The sequence below is a fragment of the Lactococcus petauri genome (genome assembly GCF_002154895.1).
GTDB classification, from domain to species: domain Bacteria; phylum Bacillota; class Bacilli; order Lactobacillales; family Streptococcaceae; genus Lactococcus; species Lactococcus petauri.
The window spans coordinates 179614-195597 of record NZ_MUIZ01000003.1; the positions used below are offsets into that span (position 1 = coordinate 179614).

General features: G+C 39.2%; 22 protein-coding genes and 1 tRNA gene. 4 read left to right on the top strand and 19 right to left on the bottom strand.

What is annotated here, in order from left to right; translation table 11 throughout:
* Positions 1-93 precede the first annotated feature (93 nt).
* Positions 94-166, top strand: a tRNA-Thr gene (locus tag BZZ03_RS05835).
* Positions 167-413: 247 nt separating this feature from the next.
* Here the strand turns inward: BZZ03_RS05835 and BZZ03_RS05840 are convergent.
* The 8 genes from BZZ03_RS05840 to infA form a co-directional block, all read right to left on the bottom strand.
* The gene (locus BZZ03_RS05840) at positions 414-866 is read right to left on the bottom strand and encodes a hypothetical protein (protein WP_086582769.1); all 453 of its coding nucleotides are present in this window, start codon (positions 864-866) and stop codon (positions 414-416) included.
* 9 nt (positions 867-875) lie between these two features.
* Positions 876-2360, bottom strand: coding sequence for an S-layer homology domain-containing protein (locus tag BZZ03_RS05845; protein WP_019335986.1), 1485 nt, complete (start codon positions 2358-2360; stop codon positions 876-878).
* A 388-nt stretch (positions 2361-2748) separates the two neighbouring features.
* The gene (gene rplQ / locus BZZ03_RS05850) at positions 2749-3129 is read right to left on the bottom strand and encodes a 50S ribosomal protein L17 (protein ID WP_003133776.1); all 381 of its coding nucleotides are present in this window, start codon (positions 3127-3129) and stop codon (positions 2749-2751) included.
* 15 nt (positions 3130-3144) lie between these two features.
* Positions 3145-4083 carry a DNA-directed RNA polymerase subunit alpha gene (locus BZZ03_RS05855; RefSeq protein WP_003133775.1) on the bottom strand — a complete coding sequence of 313 codons (939 nt, stop codon included), beginning with the start codon at positions 4081-4083 and terminating at the stop codon, positions 3145-3147.
* A gap of 51 nt (positions 4084-4134) precedes the next feature.
* The gene (gene rpsK, locus BZZ03_RS05860; RefSeq protein ID WP_003133774.1) at positions 4135-4518 is read right to left on the bottom strand and encodes a 30S ribosomal protein S11; all 384 of its coding nucleotides are present in this window, start codon (positions 4516-4518) and stop codon (positions 4135-4137) included.
* Positions 4519-4535: 17 nt separating this feature from the next.
* Positions 4536-4901: a 30S ribosomal protein S13 gene (gene rpsM, locus BZZ03_RS05865; RefSeq protein ID WP_003133773.1), complete on the bottom strand. Its 366-nt coding sequence runs from the start codon at positions 4899-4901 to the stop codon at positions 4536-4538.
* 17 nt (positions 4902-4918) lie between these two features.
* The gene (gene rpmJ, locus BZZ03_RS05870; protein WP_014024193.1) at positions 4919-5035 is read right to left on the bottom strand and encodes a 50S ribosomal protein L36; all 117 of its coding nucleotides are present in this window, start codon (positions 5033-5035) and stop codon (positions 4919-4921) included.
* Between the two features lie 52 nt (positions 5036-5087).
* Positions 5088-5306 carry a translation initiation factor IF-1 gene (gene infA, locus BZZ03_RS05875; protein WP_003133772.1) on the bottom strand — a complete coding sequence of 73 codons (219 nt, stop codon included), beginning with the start codon at positions 5304-5306 and terminating at the stop codon, positions 5088-5090.
* Positions 5307-5512: 206 nt separating this feature from the next.
* On the opposite strand from infA, the gene BZZ03_RS05880 reads away from it, so the two are divergent.
* The 3 genes from BZZ03_RS05880 to BZZ03_RS05890 are packed head-to-tail and all read left to right on the top strand — an operon-like array spanning position 5513 to position 7502.
* On the top strand, positions 5513-5956 hold the full coding sequence (locus BZZ03_RS05880) for a zinc-dependent MarR family transcriptional regulator (RefSeq protein WP_019291427.1): 444 nt from the start codon (positions 5513-5515) through the stop codon (positions 5954-5956).
* Positions 5957-5977: 21 nt separating this feature from the next.
* Entirely contained in the window at positions 5978-6700 is a 723-nt protein-coding gene (locus BZZ03_RS05885) for a metal ABC transporter ATP-binding protein (RefSeq protein WP_040086829.1), read from the top strand.
* Entirely contained in the window at positions 6693-7502 is an 810-nt protein-coding gene (locus tag BZZ03_RS05890; protein WP_019291429.1) for a metal ABC transporter permease, read from the top strand. The genes BZZ03_RS05885 and BZZ03_RS05890 overlap by 8 nt, the downstream gene beginning before the upstream one ends.
* 48 nt (positions 7503-7550) lie before the next feature.
* Here BZZ03_RS05890 and BZZ03_RS05895 read toward each other — a convergent pair whose 3' ends face one another.
* The 11 genes from BZZ03_RS05895 to BZZ03_RS05945 all read right to left on the bottom strand — a co-directional run bounded on the left by BZZ03_RS05895 (position 7551) and on the right by BZZ03_RS05945 (position 15947).
* The gene (locus BZZ03_RS05895) at positions 7551-8198 is read right to left on the bottom strand and encodes an adenylate kinase (RefSeq protein WP_003133767.1); all 648 of its coding nucleotides are present in this window, start codon (positions 8196-8198) and stop codon (positions 7551-7553) included.
* A 151-nt stretch (positions 8199-8349) separates the two neighbouring features.
* Positions 8350-9666: a preprotein translocase subunit SecY gene (gene secY / locus BZZ03_RS05900; protein ID WP_019291430.1), complete on the bottom strand. Its 1317-nt coding sequence runs from the start codon at positions 9664-9666 to the stop codon at positions 8350-8352.
* 70 nt (positions 9667-9736) lie between these two features.
* On the bottom strand, positions 9737-10189 hold the full coding sequence (gene rplO / locus BZZ03_RS05905) for a 50S ribosomal protein L15 (RefSeq protein WP_003133763.1): 453 nt from the start codon (positions 10187-10189) through the stop codon (positions 9737-9739).
* 201 nt (positions 10190-10390) lie between these two features.
* Positions 10391-11440, bottom strand: coding sequence for a BMP family lipoprotein (locus tag BZZ03_RS05910; RefSeq protein ID WP_003133762.1), 1050 nt, complete (start codon positions 11438-11440; stop codon positions 10391-10393).
* A gap of 137 nt (positions 11441-11577) precedes the next feature.
* Positions 11578-11760: a 50S ribosomal protein L30 gene (gene rpmD / locus BZZ03_RS05915; protein ID WP_003134512.1), complete on the bottom strand. Its 183-nt coding sequence runs from the start codon at positions 11758-11760 to the stop codon at positions 11578-11580.
* Between the two features lie 10 nt (positions 11761-11770).
* Positions 11771-12265 carry a 30S ribosomal protein S5 gene (gene rpsE / locus BZZ03_RS05920; RefSeq protein WP_003133760.1) on the bottom strand — a complete coding sequence of 165 codons (495 nt, stop codon included), beginning with the start codon at positions 12263-12265 and terminating at the stop codon, positions 11771-11773.
* A gap of 20 nt (positions 12266-12285) precedes the next feature.
* On the bottom strand, positions 12286-12633 hold the full coding sequence (gene rplR / locus BZZ03_RS05925) for a 50S ribosomal protein L18 (RefSeq protein ID WP_003133759.1): 348 nt from the start codon (positions 12631-12633) through the stop codon (positions 12286-12288).
* Between the two features lie 142 nt (positions 12634-12775).
* Entirely contained in the window at positions 12776-13312 is a 537-nt protein-coding gene (gene rplF / locus BZZ03_RS05930; protein WP_019291431.1) for a 50S ribosomal protein L6, read from the bottom strand.
* Between the two features lie 87 nt (positions 13313-13399).
* On the bottom strand, positions 13400-13798 hold the full coding sequence (gene rpsH / locus BZZ03_RS05935) for a 30S ribosomal protein S8 (RefSeq protein WP_003133755.1): 399 nt from the start codon (positions 13796-13798) through the stop codon (positions 13400-13402).
* A 332-nt stretch (positions 13799-14130) separates the two neighbouring features.
* A complete protein-coding gene (gene rfbD / locus BZZ03_RS05940) occupies positions 14131-14997 on the bottom strand; it encodes a dTDP-4-dehydrorhamnose reductase (RefSeq protein ID WP_086582770.1) in 867 nt (288 codons plus the stop codon).
* Positions 14994-15947 (bottom strand): L-lactate dehydrogenase, encoded by a 954-nt coding sequence (locus BZZ03_RS05945; RefSeq protein WP_086582771.1) that lies wholly within the window; start codon positions 15945-15947, stop codon positions 14994-14996. The genes rfbD and BZZ03_RS05945 overlap by 4 nt, the downstream gene beginning before the upstream one ends.
* Positions 15948-15984 lie beyond the last annotated feature (37 nt).

The following is a 15984-nucleotide window of genomic DNA, read 5'->3' on the forward strand; positions in this document are numbered from 1 at the left end:
TAGAGTTGGAAGCACTGCTTCCAATCGGTGGATAAGGGTTTGCAGAGCAAATCCTCGTCTGTTGCTCTCTGACTGGGCGAAAGCACAAATATAGCCGCTGTAGCTCAGTCGGTAGAGCAACACCATGGTAAGGTGGAGGTCGATGGTTCGATTCCATTCAGTGGCATGAATAAATTTTAGCCTCTTAAGGCTTTTTATTTTACTCATTATTTGATTATAACATATCAAAAGACAGACTTCACTGACTGTTTTCTTTTCTCCTCAAAGAGTTCTTCAATCCCTCAAATCCTCTTCCTTATGATAATTCAATACAATAAAAATGGTAGTTATAATAGCACTACCATTTTTATTGTATTTACTGTAAAGTACTTCTTAAAACGCTCTATAAAGCCTATTTTTAGCTCTGAACAACATTATTGTCCGAGATATTCTTTTACATTTTTTACAAATTCTTCCTTGTCTTTTGAACGTTCCCAGACAGTTAAAATGTCATCATCCGTCATACTATGGGAATCAATACCTGCTTCATAAAGTGCAATACGTGCTTGACCTAAGTCCGTGGTGCTGCCTGATTCAGTTCTTACCGTATGGTCTGCTTCTGGTGCTTGGGGATCTGGAGACACTTTAGAAGCCTCTGTGCTGGTATTATCCTTACTTGTTGATTCTTGGTTTTTTTCTGACTTAGACTGCTCTACACTTGCATCATTTTTTGATGTTGCTGTATCGGATTTTACTGTACTTTCTTTGCTTTTACCTGCCACTGTACTGGAATCCTTTTGCGGTTGTTTATTGGTTTGCTGATTTCCACATCCAGATAAACCAAGCAAGCTGACAAGGAGTAGAGCTATTACTGATATTTTTTTCATGGTTTCCTCCTACTTAATCGCAAATACAGGACGGCCTGCATTCCAATCCATAGCATCTTGACTAGGACGTCCCCATAGTTCACGTAAAGTTGTTTTTCCTGAAGGATAGAATAATTTTCCATAAGGATCGTTAATATTTACTCGACCATTAGTGTTGTCATAGTCGGAAACGACAACGGCATGGCCAATACCCACATTAATATAAAATATGAGAGGATAGCCTGCTCTGAGCAAAGTTTCTGCTCGGTTGATATTACTGATAACTTCTACACTACGTCCATAAGCTTTAGCAGTATTGATCAAATCCTTCCCTGAGAGTCCAAAGCTCTCGTGACTAATCGTATCCGCTTTTTTAGCAACAATTCCTGGGTCAACATTTTGTCCATAGCTTCCCCGTAGAATCATAGCCAAGCTTGTAGGTACACACCCTGAAACTCCTACATTGGAGCCATTCAATCTGTTATTCTTCCATCTTGCATCCAGCTGAGAATAATATATTGGTTGATTAGCATGAGGTTGTGGTGCTGCCGGAAGTTTCTGATTATTTACTACAACACTATAGAAGCGATAGAGAAATGCGGCCATCTCTCCACGTGTGATATCCGCATCTGGTTTAAAAGATGTCGCTGTATATCCTGTCGTTATCCCTTTTGAACTTAGCCATCCTATATCATTTTTAAACATATGATTTTGGACATCCCAAAACTTTGGATTATATTTTGCAGAAGCAGGAGCTTTTCCTGATGCTTTTGCCATCCTGTGCAGAAAGGCCGCCATTTGTCCACGAGTTACCTTACCATTAGGATTATAGTGAGGGGCTGTACCATTAGATACTGTGGTCGCTGTCAACCAAAGGATTTGGTTTTTGTACTGACTAACGTCTGTATAAACATTGAAAGGCGCTTTATATGCTGGTGCTCCTGCTAAGCGGTGTAGAAAAACAGCCATCTCTCCGCGTGTTACTTTTGCATTAGGGTTATAGGTGCTTGGCGTATAACCTGTAGTAATACCACGACCATAAATCCAGTTGATGTTATTTTTGAACATTGACTGTGAGATATCTCTAAAAGGAGATCCTGAATTTTTTACGGGCAATTGTTTAAGACTAACACCAACTCTGGGGAGATTTTTGCGTGAAAAATACTCTTGGGCAACCGACTCCTTGGCCACTTCCTTCTCACTGTTATTTTTCTCTGGTTTTTCAGTTGTGCTTCCTGGAGCTGTCCCGGTTTCTTCAGTCTCCTTATCTGAAGGGGGATTACTTTGATGGTCACTTTCAGAAATACTATCTTCCAGAGAGCTATCAGCAGTAGAACTATTTTCAGAACTTCCTTCTGAACTACTAGAAGCTTCGACCTCTTCTTGCACGTTGCTCGTTATTGGGACACTGCTGTCCACATTTGTCGCTGTAAGCTCACTGGCACTTACCAAGATTCCTTGTGTGGACGATAAAACGAGAGCGCTAAGCGTGAGTAATTTTTTATATTTTTTCACAAATGTTATTCCTTTTTCTCATAAATTCCTATTCATACGTCCTTAACAAAAAAAGTGTCTTCGTTATTTTTAAAATTATTCCACACTACAACAGACACTATATCCTCTCCCAAGTTCGTAGTCCTTGATTTGATTATATCATATCAAAGGAAAGAATTTTATATTCTTTTAAACCCCACACTTAAAAAAGCCTCTTTATTGAAAAGAGACCTATATTTTTATAAAAAAGCAAAAAAAAAACATATTGAGTGAACTACCGAAATAAATATCTCGGTAGACAGAGCTAGACTAAGCAGTGCTACTCGACGTTTTTACGTCAACTCAAACACAGCGCCATCATCATAACACTCAATAAGTAATCTTATATAATATTTAAATCCGAACTCTCTTAAACAAGCTCGATGATTGCCATAGGGGCAGCATCACCACGACGTGGTTCAACTTTCAAGATACGAGTGTAACCACCGTTACGGCCTTCGTAGCGTTTAGCAATATCGTCGAACAATTTTTGAAGTGCAGTTGGGAAAGTTTCAGTTTCTTCGTTGAAATCTTTAATAGCGATTTCGTTACGAACGTAAGCTGCTGCTTGACGACGAGCGTGCAAGTCACCACGTTTACCAAGAGTGATCATCTTTTCAACTGTTTTACGGATTTCTTTAGCACGAGCTTCAGTTGTAACGATAGTTTCGTTGATGATAAGATCAGTTGTCAAATCACGAAGCATAGCTTTACGTTGTGAAGATGTGCGTCCAAGTTTACGGTAACCCATTTTTTTCCTCCTGTATTATTTTCGTTTTTTGAGCTCCAAGCCCAAGTCAGTCAATTTAACCTTGACTTCTTCTACTGATTTGTGACCGAGGTTTTTGACTTTAATCATGTCAGCTTCACTCATTTCCACAATATCAGCTACGGTATTGATTCCAGCGCGTTTCAAACCATTGTAAGCACGAACTGAGAAGTCCATTTCTTCGATAATTTTATCGAGGACACGTTCTGTTTTAACTTCTTCTTTAGCCACGAGAGTTTCAGATTCTGAAGCTGTTTCTGACAAGTCAACAAACAAGTTCAAGTGATCTGTCAAAATCTTCGCAGAGAGAGACAAAGCATCATCAGCAACGATTGTGCCGTTTGTAGTGATTTCCAAAGTCAACTTATCGTAAGATGCATCACCACCTACACGAGCTGGTTCTACTTGATAGTTAACTTTGCTAACTGGTGTGTAAATTGAGTCCACAGCAATTGTACCGATAGGTGCGCCTTCGACTTTGTTTTCGTCAGCAGGAACGTATCCGTAACCTTTGTTTACTGTCATCACAGCACGCATAGAATGACCTTCTGCGATAGAGAAAAGATAATGGTCTTTATTGACAATTTCGATATCACTATCTGTCAAAATGTCACCTGCAGTTACTGTCATAGGTCCAGTAACGTCAAGCTCAATTTGTTTTTCATTTTCAACGTAAGATTTGATCGCAAGTCCTTTAATAGCAAGGATGATTTGGACCACATCTTCACGTACACCAGGGATTGTTGCGAATTCGTGTTGAACACCTTCAATTTGGATTGAAGTAACAGCAGACCCAGGCAATGAAGACAAGAGAACGCGACGTAAAGAATTACCCAAAGTTGTACCGTAACCACGTTCAAGTGGTTCTACTACAAACTTACCGTAAAATTCTGTTTCGTCAAATTTAATAATTTTTGGTTTTTCAAACTCAATCATGTATAGTCTCCTCTAAAAGAAAAGTAAAGTGATTTTGCAACTCACTAACGATTATACACGACGACGTTTTGGAGGACGTGCACCATTGTGAGGTACAGGAGTCACATCACTAATAGAAGTTACGTTAAGACCAGCAGCCGCGAGTGCACGGATTGCAGATTCACGACCTGAACCAGGACCTTTAACTGTAACAGATACTGTTTTCAACCCTTGTTCTTGAGCAGCTTTAGCAGCAGCTTCAGATGCCATTTGTGCAGCGAATGGTGTAGATTTTTTAGAACCTTTGAAACCAAGTGAACCTGCAGATGACCAAGCAAGAGCGTTACCATGAACGTCAGTAATCATAATGATAGTGTTGTTAAAAGTTGATTGAATGTGGGCGATACCAGTTTCAATATTCTTTTTCACACGACGTTTACGAGTAATTTTTGCCATTTTAACTCCTTTCTAGATTATTTTTTCTTACCAGCGATAGCTTTAGCAGGACCCTTACGAGTACGTGCGTTGTTTTTTGTGTTTTGTCCACGTGTAGGAAGTCCACGACGGTGACGCATACCACGGTAGCTACCAATTTCCATTAAGCGTTTGATGTTGAGGTTTACTTCACGACGAAGATCTCCTTCGAGTTTCAAGCCGTCAAGTTCACGACGAATTGCGTCTTCTTGATCAGATGTAAGATCTTTAGTACGTACATCTTCTGAAACACCTGCAGCAGCAAGCACTTTTTTAGCAGTTTGAAGTCCAACACCGTAAACGTATGTCAATGAAATAACGATACGTTTTTCGTTTGGAATATCAACTCCAGCAAAACGAGCCATAATTTAATAGTTCCTTTCTATCCCTGACGTTGTTTATGTTTTGGATTTACAGGGCAAATTACCATAACACGACCGTTACGACGAATTACTTTACAGTATTCGCAGATTGGTTTAACTGATGGTCTTACTTTCATTGTGTCTTCCTTTCTATGGTTACTGTGCTTTCGCACTCAATGAATGTCCAGGTTATTTAAAACGGTAGGTAATGCGTCCACGTGTCAAATCATATGGTGACATTTCCACTTGCACGCGGTCGCCAGGCAGGATACGGATATAATTCTTACGAATTTTTCCAGAAATCGTCGCCAAAACTTTGTGACCATTTTCAAGTTCAACAGTGAACATCGCATTCGGCATAGTATCTACTACTTTACCTTCAATTTCGATAACATCATCTTTTGCCAAGCAAAAGTACCTCCTTAAAAATCCCCGAAAGATACAAGTGTATCTAAAAAGTCGGACTGATATATTATAGCACACTGGCTGACAAATGACAAGCCCCCTATTTATTTTTTTCCTTTATTTTTCCTTCTACTTTAATATTAACCGGTTGACATTTATTGAGAGCCATGTTATTATTAACCAGTAAATGAAAGGAGAGGAGAGGAATTATGCATACAAATTTAGAAAAACAAATTGATCAATTCTTATCTCAAGTCATGCAATTTGCTGAAAACAAGCACGAAATTCTTCTTGGAAAGTGTCAAAGTGATATCAAATTAACTTCTACTCAAGAGCATCTCTTGATGCTCCTGAATGGAGAACCAACAACCAATGCTCGGATGGCAGAAACCCTTTCGGTCTCTCCGGCTGCCATCACTAAAGCTTTAAAAAAGTTACAAGATTTAGAACTTATATCGCCCACGAAAAGTAAGACCGATGAACGTGTTGTTTTATGGAATCTAACAGAAAAAGCATTGCCCATTGCACGTGAACACGCTGCACATCATGAGGCAACGCTAGACAGTTATCAGCAACTTACACAGAAATATACAGAAGATGAACAAAAAGTAATCCAAGACTTTCTTCATCAACTCGCTGAAAAATTTAAGTAGTTTAGAAAGTAAATAAAAATTATGCCTTATATTGATGTTCAAAATGTAAGCTTTTATTATGACAATAATCCTGTTTTAGAAGAGGTGAGTTACTCGGTTAACCCAGGGGAATTTGTAACATTGACTGGAGAAAACGGTGCAGCAAAGTCAACGCTAATCAAAATAACGCTCGGTATTTTGAAACCTAAGTCTGGTAAAGTTATCATTGCACGCCATGACACACAAAATCGCCGTTTACGTATCGCCTACGTCCCGCAACAAATTTCCAGTTTCAATGCGGGTTTCCCCTCAACTGTTCATGAATTTGTTCGTTCTGGACGTTACCCCCGTAAAGGTTGGTTCCGCAAGCTTAATGCACATGACGAAGAACACGTAGAAGCTGCGCTTAATGCTGTAGGCATGTGGGACTTTCGTCATAAAAAAATTGGAGAGCTTTCCGGTGGACAAAAGCAACGTATCATCATTGCTCGTACATTTGCTTCTGACCCTGATGTCTTTGTTCTGGATGAACCAACTGTCGGGATGGACGATGTAACCACAGAAGCCTTTTATGAGCTCATGGCCCATGCTGCACATGAGCATGGTAAAAGTGTTCTCATGGTTACACACGATCCTGACTCTGTTAAAAAATATATGGACCGAAACATCCACCTTGCCCGAGACAAAAACGGAAAATTTGAATGCTTTGAAGTCCATGGCAACCCTAATGCAAAAATGAAACAGGAGGTAAAAGCTAATGTTTGAAATCCTCTCTTATGACTTTATGCGCAACGCTTTACTAGCGACAACTGCCATTTCACTTTTTGCACCACTTCTTGGGGTTTTCCTTGTTCTGCGTCGTCAGTCTCTACTCTCTGACACCCTCTCCCATGTTTCTCTAGCAGGCGTTGCTTTCGGAGTCCTCTTTAGTTTAAATCCGACATGGACAACTTTAATTGTCGTTATTATTGCCGCTATCTTTATGGAATTTCTCCGTACCGTCTATAAAAATTATCTTGAGCTCGCAACTGCGATTTTAATGTCCGCTGGACTTGCTTTAGCCATGTTTATTATTAATGTGGCAGGGAGTAAAACCAGCATCAGCATTGACCAATATCTTTTTGGTTCAATTGTAACTATCGCTACTCCGCAAGTCGTGATGCTTTACATCATCGCTCTGATTGTTCTAGCTGGCTTTATATTCTTTCTCCGTCCACTTTATGTGATGACTTTTGATGAAGATACAGCTTTAGTAGATGGTCTTCCCGTCCGTGCTATGTCAATGATTTTTAATATTGTAACTGGTTTGGCGATTGCTTTGATGATTCCTGCCTGTGGCGCCCTACTGGTTTCTGCAATCATGGTTTTACCCGCTAGTGTATCTATGCTTATTGGAAAATCCTTCAAGACCGTACTAATCTGGTCAGTTATCATTGGTTTTATTGGTATGAACAGTGGATTGATCATCTCCTATTACTTCAATGCGCCTGCAAGTTCTGCAATTACCTTAATCTTCGTTGCACTTTTCTTAATTGTTTCTTTATTAAAACGTCTTTTCCGAAGATAGACAAACAAAAAACACTGAAATAATGTTCAGTGTTTTTTTTGTTCTATTTTAGCCAAGAACAGCTTGAATATCTTCGGTTACTTTCTCCATAGCTTGTCCGCCATCGATTGATTTAACTAAACCAAGTTCTGTATAGTGTTTCAAGATTGGTGCTGATTCCTTGATGTTTACTTCTAGGCGATTTTTAACTGTTTCTGGAACATCATCGGCACGTTGATAAAGGTCATGTCCTCCACATACATCACATGTGCCTTCAACTTTTGTAGGTTTGAATAGTTTGTGATATGTTGCGCCACATGTACGGCAGATATAACGTCCACTTAAGCGTTCGACCAAGATATCTGGGTTTACTTCGATGTTGATGACTGCATCAAGTTTAATGCCAAGTTCTACCAACATTTTGTCCAAAGCTTCTGCTTGGTCAAATGTACGTGGATAACCATCAAGCAAGAATCCTGAAGCTTTGATGTCATCTTGTGCCAAACGTTCTTTGACGATACCGTTTGTTACTTCATCTGGAACCAATGCTCCTTTGTCGATATAAGATTTAGCAAGTTTGCCCATCTCAGTTTCATTTTTCATCGCTGCACGGAACATATCTCCTGTAGAAATGTGATTCACACCGTAATTTTTAACGATAAATTCTGCCTGTGTACCTTTACCTGCGCCTGGCAAGCCCATGATTAACAAGTTCATTCTTTTCTCCCGTTTTCTTCTTACAAGTTTTACTATAGATGCTGCAACTCTTGCTTATGAGTTTACAGACAACATAATATAAATTATACCTTAATATTTTACCGCATTTCTTACGATAAATAAAGAAAAACCTTGCCGAAGCAAGATTTTTTTAGCTTTCAATTGGATTATCCATAAATCCTTTGTAGTTTTTCTTGTAGAGATAACCTTCAAGTTGTTTAACAGCTTGAATAGCAACCTGAATCAAGATCAAGAGCGATGTTCCTCCCAAGGCAACGATTTTTGGCAATCCCCAAATATTTTGGGCAACGATTGGAAGAATCGAAATAAAGCCAAGGAAAAGTGCCCCGACTGTTGCCAGACGCATAAGTAAGCCTGAAACATATTTTTCAGTCCCTTTACCTGGACGAACAGATGGGATATATGAACCTTGTTTTTGCAGATTTTCTGCCATCTTTTCTGGATTAACTTGTACAAATGAGTAGAAGAAGGTAAAGAGAACAATCAATAAGCCATAAAGTAACATCCCTGTCCATGTATTATAAGAAAGGGCTGATTGTAAGCTATTCAGCCAGCCAACATTGTTACCTTGAGCGCGTTGTAAGAACTGTAAAATCGTTGCTGGAGCAGTTGTGATAGAACCTGCAAAGATTACTGGAATAACGCCTGCTGGGTTAACACGAAGTGGCAAGTATGAACTTGTAGGCGCCCCTTGTGTCAACTTAGTGTATTGAATCGGAACTTTACGTTCTGCTTGTTGTACAAATGTTGTAAAGTAAATAATCAATGCTGAAGCAACAACCAGAATAGCGACCATTACCCACGACATTGGAATTTGACTCGGACGAACATTTACAAACCACTCTGTATAAACTTCGTGAATGGCGCTTGGAATACCTGAAACGATACCCGCAAAGATAATAACAGAAATACCAGAACCAAACCCTTTTTCATTGATTTGTTCACCCATCCATGTAACAACCATTGATCCTGTTGTCAAAATGACACCAATCATTAGGTAAGTTTGCCAGTTAGGATTTTGTACGATATTTGCCGAGCTCATAGCTTGGAAACCTGCAGTGATACCGATAGATTGAGCCATAGCCAAAACTAAAGTAATATAGCGTGTCGCTTGATTAAGCTTACGACGTCCGATTTCCCCTTGTTTTGACCACTCTACAAACTTCGGCAAAATATCCATTTGTAAAAGTTGAACGATAATTGATGCTGTGATGTAAGGTGATACCCCCATAGCAAACAATGAATAGTTTTGCATGGCATTACCAGACACCAAGTTCATCATGTTCAAGAACGGTAAATCACTCAGGGCATTCAAGTTTTCAACATTGATCCCCGGTACTGTGATATGCGCACCTAATCGAAAGACAAACAGAATAAAGATGGTGAAGATAATCCGTGCTCTTACATCTTTTATTTTGAAAGCTTCCTTTAGAGTTTTGAAAAACATAATTTCCCTCTAAACTTTCTTAAATATTAACCCTATAAAATAAGCGGTTGAAAATCAACCGCCAATTGAATTATTTTGCTTCAAGAAGTTCTACAGAACCACCAGCAGCTTCAATAGCAGCTTTCGCAGCAGAAGATGCTTTAGCAACGTTAACCTTAAGGTTTTTAACTGTCAATTCGCCGTTAGCAAGAACTTTGATACCAGATTTAACATCTTTGATGATTTTAGCAGCTACAAGAGTTTCAGCTGTAACTTCAGCACCATCACCAAGACGGTTCAAAGTGTCAAGGTTTACGATTGCGTATTCTTTACGGTTTACGTTAGTAAATCCGCGTTTTGGAAGACGACGGAACAATTCTGTTTGTCCACCTTCAAAACCAGGACGTACGCCACCACCTGAACGTGATTTTTGACCTTTTTGTCCACGACCAGATGTTTTACCGTTACCAGATGAAGTACCACGACCTACACGGTTGCGAACTTTACGGCTGCCTTCAGCAGCTTTCATTTCATGAAGTTTCATGTTTTCTCCTTATTTTGTACAATGCTGCCGCCTCGCTCCACTCTAAGGAAGGATGGAGTTCAACTCGCCTGTACTTTTCTAATTTTTGGCTTTTAAACCTTTTCCATTTTACTAAATTTACTCTGAAAAAGCAAATCATTCCATAGTCTTTTCCTTTTCTAAAACAGAAAAAAGAGTATGTCTTTCATACCCTTTTTTCGTTTATTTTGCTGGAACTTCAATTTTTCCTGAAACAATATCAGCTTTTGCTGCTTCAACTGCTTTCCAAGCTTCATCTGAAGCATTATCTCGAGCAAGTGTTACACCGCCGTTAGAAAGATCATACTTGAGGTTTTCACCACCAGGGAATTTCCCTTTTTCTGTTCTATTGGCAATATCTTTAACTGCGTTTCCAACTTCTTTAACTGTTGAAACAAGGACAAAGTTTGATTTTTTTCCATCTTTTGATGTATACCCACCTAAATATTCTTGGTCCTGGTCAACACCAACAACCCATACTTTATCTTCTTCTTTTCTTGTTTCATTCAAATTCTTAGCTTCTGTGAACAAACCTGTTCCGACACTACCTGCTGCTTGATAAATCACATCTGCACCACTAGCGTACATTGCTGAAGCCATTGTTTTACCTTTGCCGGCATCTGTGAAGGACTGCGCATATTGTACATCAACTTTGATATCTGGTGATACTGATTTGGCACCCGCTGTAAAGCCTGTTTCAAAAGCGGCAAGAACATCTGACTTGATCCCACCGATGAAACCAACATGATTTGTTTTACTTGTTTTTGCTGCTGCGACACCCGCAAGGTAAGCTGACTGTTGATCCGCAAAAGTTGCAGAGACCACATTGTCTTTACCTTCGATGACCGAATCGATAACAGCAAATTTTGTATCAGGATTGTTTTGTGCGGCTTGAGAAGTTGCTTCGTGCAAAACAAAGCCAATGCTGAACACAAGATCATAACCACCTGAAACGGCCGAATTAAAGTTTGAAGTGAATTCAGCTGGAGAGTTAGATTGGAAGTAGTTAATTCCCTTTCCTTTTGAAAGCCCGTTATCTTTACCCCAAGCTTGAAGACCTTCCCAAGCTGATTGGTTAAATGAGCGATCATCAACCCCATCATTACCTAAAACTAAGGCTGCATTAAGGTCTGTTTTTCCTTGCGATCTTTCTGTATTGCGTCCTCCGCAACCTGCAAGTACAATTACTGATGCAAGTGCTACTGTCGCAAGTGCAAAAATTCGTTTGTTCATTCTTCTCTTCCTTTCACATTTAAAAACAATTATACCTTAAAATTTAATGTACATTTTTACTTATTTAATTCGACATCTTGAAAATTTTTACAATTTCCTCAGAAAAAAAGTCCAGATAATCTGAACTTTTTTAATTATTATTTAACTTCTTCAATTGTTACCAAGTGTGAAATTGAGTTAGCCATGCCGCGAAGTGCTGCATTGTCTTCTTTCACAACTGATGAACCAAGTTTACCAAGGCCAAGTGCAACAACAGTTTTACGTTGTGCAGGGATACGGCCGATTGGTGATTTTACCAATGTAATTTTGATTTGAGCCATGATATCCTCCTTATGCCAAATCGCTTACTGATTTGCCGCGGAGTTCCGCAACTTCTTCAGCGCGTTTCAATTGTTGCAAACCTTCAACTGTTGCGCGAACAACGTTGATTGCTGTGTTTGAACCTAATGATTTAGATGTTACGTCAGCAACACCTGCGAGTTCGAGGACGGCACGAACGGCACCACCTGCGGCAACTCCAGAACCTTCTACAGCTGGTTTGATAAGGATTTTACCACCGCCGAATACACCAAGTACTTCGTGAGGTACAGTAGTTCCTACCATAGGAACTGTCACGATGTTTTTCTTAGCTGCTTCGATAGCTTTACGGATTGCTTCTGGAACTTCTTGAGCTTTACCAGTACCGAAACCTACGCGACCGTTACGGTCACCAACTACAACAAGTGCAGCAAAGCGGAGACGACGTCCACCTTTAACAACTTTAGTAACGCGGTTGATTCCAACAACGCGTTCTTCGAATTCTTTAACTTCTTCGTTTCTAGCCATTTTAATGATTACCCCTTTCCTTAGAATTTCAATCCAGCTTCACGTGCAGCTTCTGCAAGTGCTTGGATACGTCCGTGATAGAGATAACCACCGCGGTCAAATACAACTGCTTCGATGCCTTTAGCTTTAGCAGCTTCAGCAACAAGTTTACCAACTTCAGCAGCTTGTTCTGTTTTAGTACCAGTCAATTTGAGTGATGATGCAGATGCAAGTGTTACAGCTGCTTCGTCATCAATAACTTGTGCATAGATGTTTGTGTTTGAACGGAAAACGTTCAAACGTGGAGTCTCAGCAGTACCTGAGATTTTTCCGCGAACGCGAATGTGGCGTTTTTGACGGAGTTTGTTTTTATCTGGTTTAGAAATCACAATTCTACCTCTTTAAATATTTTATATTTCGATAGTTTCTGCCATCGATTTTCTTGCAAAAAATGCAAGCGGGAAGTTTCTGTCTGTACAGAATTTTGGCAAACTTACATTCACCAAATGACGGATCATAATCTCAAAGAGATTATTTACCAGTTTTACCTTCTTTACGACGTACGAATTCGCCAACGTAACGAATACCTTTACCTTTATAAGGTTCTGGTGAACGACGGCTACGGATGTAAGCAGCTGTTTGACCAACAACTTCTTTATCTGAACCTGAAACGTTGATGTGTGTAGCATCTGGAACTTCGAAAGTGATTCCTGCTGGAGCTTCGATTTCGTCTGGGTGAGATTTACCAACAGCCAATACAAGTTTTGAACCTTGAAGTTGTGCACGGTAACCAACCCCGATCATTTCGAGTTCTTTACGGAAACCTTCGCTAACACCAACAACCATGTTGTTGAAGTTTGCACGAGTTGTTCCGTGGATAGTTTTCATTTCTTTAGAATCATCTGGACGTTTGAATGTTACTTCAGAACCATTGATTTCCATTGTGATTGCTTCTGCAAATGTACGAGTCAATTCGCCTTTAGGGCCTTTAACTGTTACTGTTGCGCCATTTTGTTCAACTGTTACACCAGCTGGCAAAACAACGACTTTATTACCAATACGTGACATGTTTTTTTACCTTTTCTGTTAAATTATCAAGAGTATTTCTACTACCTGTTTTCACAATTATAATACTTTCAGCTTACGGGTAAAGGATTACCAGATGTAAGCAAGAACTTCACCACCGATGTTCTTAGAACGTGCAGCTTTGTCAGTTACAACGCCTTCAGAAGTTGAGATGATTGCTGTACCAAGTCCGTTAAGTACGCGTGGTACTTCGTCAGATTTAACGTAAACACGGAGACCTGGTTTAGAGATACGTTTCAAGTTAGTGATAACTTTTTCGTTGTTTTTTCCGTATTTCAAGAATACACGGATAACACCTTGTTTGTTATCTTCAACGTACTCAACGTCTTTCACATAACCTTCAGCTTTGAGGATTTCTGCGATTTCACGTTTGATTTTTGAAGCAGGTGCTTCAACAACTTCGAAACGACGCATGTTTCCGTTACGGATACGTGTGAGGAAGTCTGCAATTGGGTCTGTCATTACCATAATGTAATTTCTCCTTATTTGTAGTTTGGGTTTGTTCAATCCCACTTTCAAATTAATGAGGTCTTTTTAAAAAGACCGAACTTATATAGTTTATCAAATTATTTCTCTCGTGTCAATAGGCTCGGGTGTTTCTTCCTCCATTTAATTTTTGAAAGATAAAAAACACAGCTTCTAAAATATAGCTGTGTTTTTTCATTAATAAAGATATCTCGATTAAAGAGTTATTCTTCTTTCTCTTCCGTTTTTTCCTGAAGAACCGAGGTTTTGGAAAAAGAAAATATTTTAAAGACAAGGAAACTTAATAAGATCAAAATAATAAGAATTTCCATCATCTATTCTCCATTTTCTAACCTCTGCATAGTATTTAAAGCTTCTTGCCAGGTTGGCACTGAAAAACCAATAGCTTCTGTTTTCTTTATACTCAATGTGGAATTGTAAGGGCGTTTTACATTTGATTCAAGCTCTACTGTAGCAAGGGGTAAAAGCTTGACTTCTTCTTGGTGCAAAATATATTTTGCAAATTTAAACCAAGAAATATTTTCGGTTTCAACTTTTGCGTTGGACAGATGATAAATACCATATTTTGGTTTATGCTGTACCAAGTAAATCATAAAATCAGCTAATGTTCTGGTCCAAGTTGGGCAACCAAATTGATCATTGACGACCATAATTACTTGATCATCTTTATTCTTGGCTTTATTTTTCATAGTGGAGACAAAATTATTACCGTAGCATCCAAAAAGCCAGCTTGTACGAATAATATAATGTTTAGTAGTGTTTTTCTGCACAGCATTTTCACCCAATAGTTTTGTATAACCATAGTGGGTTTGTGGGTGTGGAACATCGTCTACTTCCCATTCTTTCCCAAGCTCTAAGTTGCCGCTGAAGACATAATCAGTGGAGACATAAAGTAATAATGCTCCCACATTCTCAGCTGCTTGTGCAATATTTTCGGTACCGACAGCATTGACCTGCTCGGCTAAATGTCGCTCTTCTTGTTCTGCTTTTTCGACTGCAGTATAGCCTGCACAAAGATAAATAATTTGTGGTTTATGATGAGAAAAATACGCATCAACTGCAACTTTATCGGTGATATCTAGCTCGTGTGACCCCGTAGCCAGATAAGGAATTTTTTCTCTATCAAACCGTAAGCAAAGTTCCCGTCCCAACAAACCATTTTTTCCTATAATCAGATTCATTCTTGACTTTCTAGTGACTGAATCACTTCACGCAACTGTTTAACGGAGTTTTTAAAAGCTTTACGTTCGTATGCATCAATATTTAATTCGATAATTTCTCTTACGCCAGTTTGATTTACGACGGATGGAACACCAGTGAAGATACCTTCTTCACCATATTGACCTTCTAGGTATGATGAAACAGGAAGAACTGCTTGTTCATTATTTAGAATGGCTTTTACTATCCTAGCTGTACTCATTCCGATACCATAATAAGTCGCCTTTTTACGGTCAATAATTTCATAAGCGGCATTTTTTACCTTGTCTGATAAAGTTTGTAAATCGCCAACTTCTAAGCGATTGTTTTGCACGATAAATTCAAGAATTGGTTTACCACCAACCGTCGTATGTGACCATACCGCAACTTCTGAATCCCCATGTTCACCAATAATATAACCGTGGATACTTCGAGGATCTATCTCAAGTTTTGTCGCGAGTTCTTTACGAAAACGTGTCGTATCTAAGGTTGTTCCTGTTCCAACAACCCTAGAAGCTGGTAGACCTGAAGCTTTCCAAGCACAGTAAGTCAGAACATCTACAGGGTTAGAGGCAATAACAAAGACGCCATCAAAACCAGACATCATTACCTCATCCACAATAGATTTCATTATTTTAGCATTTGTATCTACAAGTTCTAACCGTGTTTGTCCTGGTTTTTGATTAATCCCTGCTGTAATGACAACTACGTTTGCATCTTTACATTCTTCATAACCGCCAGATTTGACATTTACATTTTCTTGACCCCAAGCAATTCCGTCAAGGAGGTCCAAAGCTTCCCCCTCAGCTTTTTCCTGATTCACATCAATCAGCACAAGGTCATTAACAATTCCTTGATTAATCATCGAATAAGCAATGCTTGTCCCGACAAATCCTGTTCCAACAACGACTACTTTTCTATTTGTTACTTGCATATTTACACTTCCTTCTGTATTATTTCTCTATCTCTAT

Excerpts from the sequence above, each read along its gene's own strand:
- BZZ03_RS05840 (WP_086582769.1), bottom strand. The coding sequence starts at position 866 with ATGAAAAAAATATCAGTAATAGCTCTACTCCTTGTCAGCTTGCTTGGT.
- rplQ (WP_003133776.1), bottom strand. The coding sequence starts at position 3,129 with ATGGGTTACCGTAAACTTGGACGCACATCTTCACAACGTAAAGCTATG.
- BZZ03_RS05855 (WP_003133775.1), bottom strand. The coding sequence starts at position 4,083 with ATGATTGAGTTTGAAAAACCAAAAATTATTAAATTTGACGAAACAGAA.
- rpsK (WP_003133774.1), bottom strand. The coding sequence starts at position 4,518 with ATGGCAAAAATTACTCGTAAACGTCGTGTGAAAAAGAATATTGAAACT.
- rpsM (WP_003133773.1), bottom strand. The coding sequence starts at position 4,901 with ATGGCTCGTTTTGCTGGAGTTGATATTCCAAACGAAAAACGTATCGTT.
- rpmJ (WP_014024193.1), bottom strand. The coding sequence starts at position 5,035 with ATGAAAGTAAGACCATCAGTTAAACCAATCTGCGAATACTGTAAAGTA.
- BZZ03_RS05880 (WP_019291427.1), top strand. The coding sequence starts at position 5,513 with ATGCATACAAATTTAGAAAAACAAATTGATCAATTCTTATCTCAAGTC.
- BZZ03_RS05885 (WP_040086829.1), top strand. The coding sequence starts at position 5,978 with ATGCCTTATATTGATGTTCAAAATGTAAGCTTTTATTATGACAATAAT.
- BZZ03_RS05890 (WP_019291429.1), top strand. The coding sequence starts at position 6,693 with ATGTTTGAAATCCTCTCTTATGACTTTATGCGCAACGCTTTACTAGCG.
- BZZ03_RS05895 (WP_003133767.1), bottom strand. The coding sequence starts at position 8,198 with ATGAACTTGTTAATCATGGGCTTGCCAGGCGCAGGTAAAGGTACACAG.
- secY (WP_019291430.1), bottom strand. The coding sequence starts at position 9,666 with ATGTTTTTCAAAACTCTAAAGGAAGCTTTCAAAATAAAAGATGTAAGA.
- rplO (WP_003133763.1), bottom strand. The coding sequence starts at position 10,189 with ATGAAACTTCATGAAATGAAAGCTGCTGAAGGCAGCCGTAAAGTTCGC.
- BZZ03_RS05910 (WP_003133762.1), bottom strand. The coding sequence starts at position 11,440 with ATGAACAAACGAATTTTTGCACTTGCGACAGTAGCACTTGCATCAGTA.
- rpmD (WP_003134512.1), bottom strand. The coding sequence starts at position 11,760 with ATGGCTCAAATCAAAATTACATTGGTAAAATCACCAATCGGCCGTATC.
- rpsE (WP_003133760.1), bottom strand. The coding sequence starts at position 12,265 with ATGGCTAGAAACGAAGAAGTTAAAGAATTCGAAGAACGCGTTGTTGGA.
- rplF (WP_019291431.1), bottom strand. The coding sequence starts at position 13,312 with ATGTCACGTATTGGTAATAAAGTCGTTGTTTTGCCAGCTGGTGTAACA.
- rpsH (WP_003133755.1), bottom strand. The coding sequence starts at position 13,798 with ATGGTAATGACAGACCCAATTGCAGACTTCCTCACACGTATCCGTAAC.
- rfbD (WP_086582770.1), bottom strand. The coding sequence starts at position 14,997 with ATGAATCTGATTATAGGAAAAAATGGTTTGTTGGGACGGGAACTTTGC.
- BZZ03_RS05945 (WP_086582771.1), bottom strand. The coding sequence starts at position 15,947 with ATGCAAGTAACAAATAGAAAAGTAGTCGTTGTTGGAACAGGATTTGTC.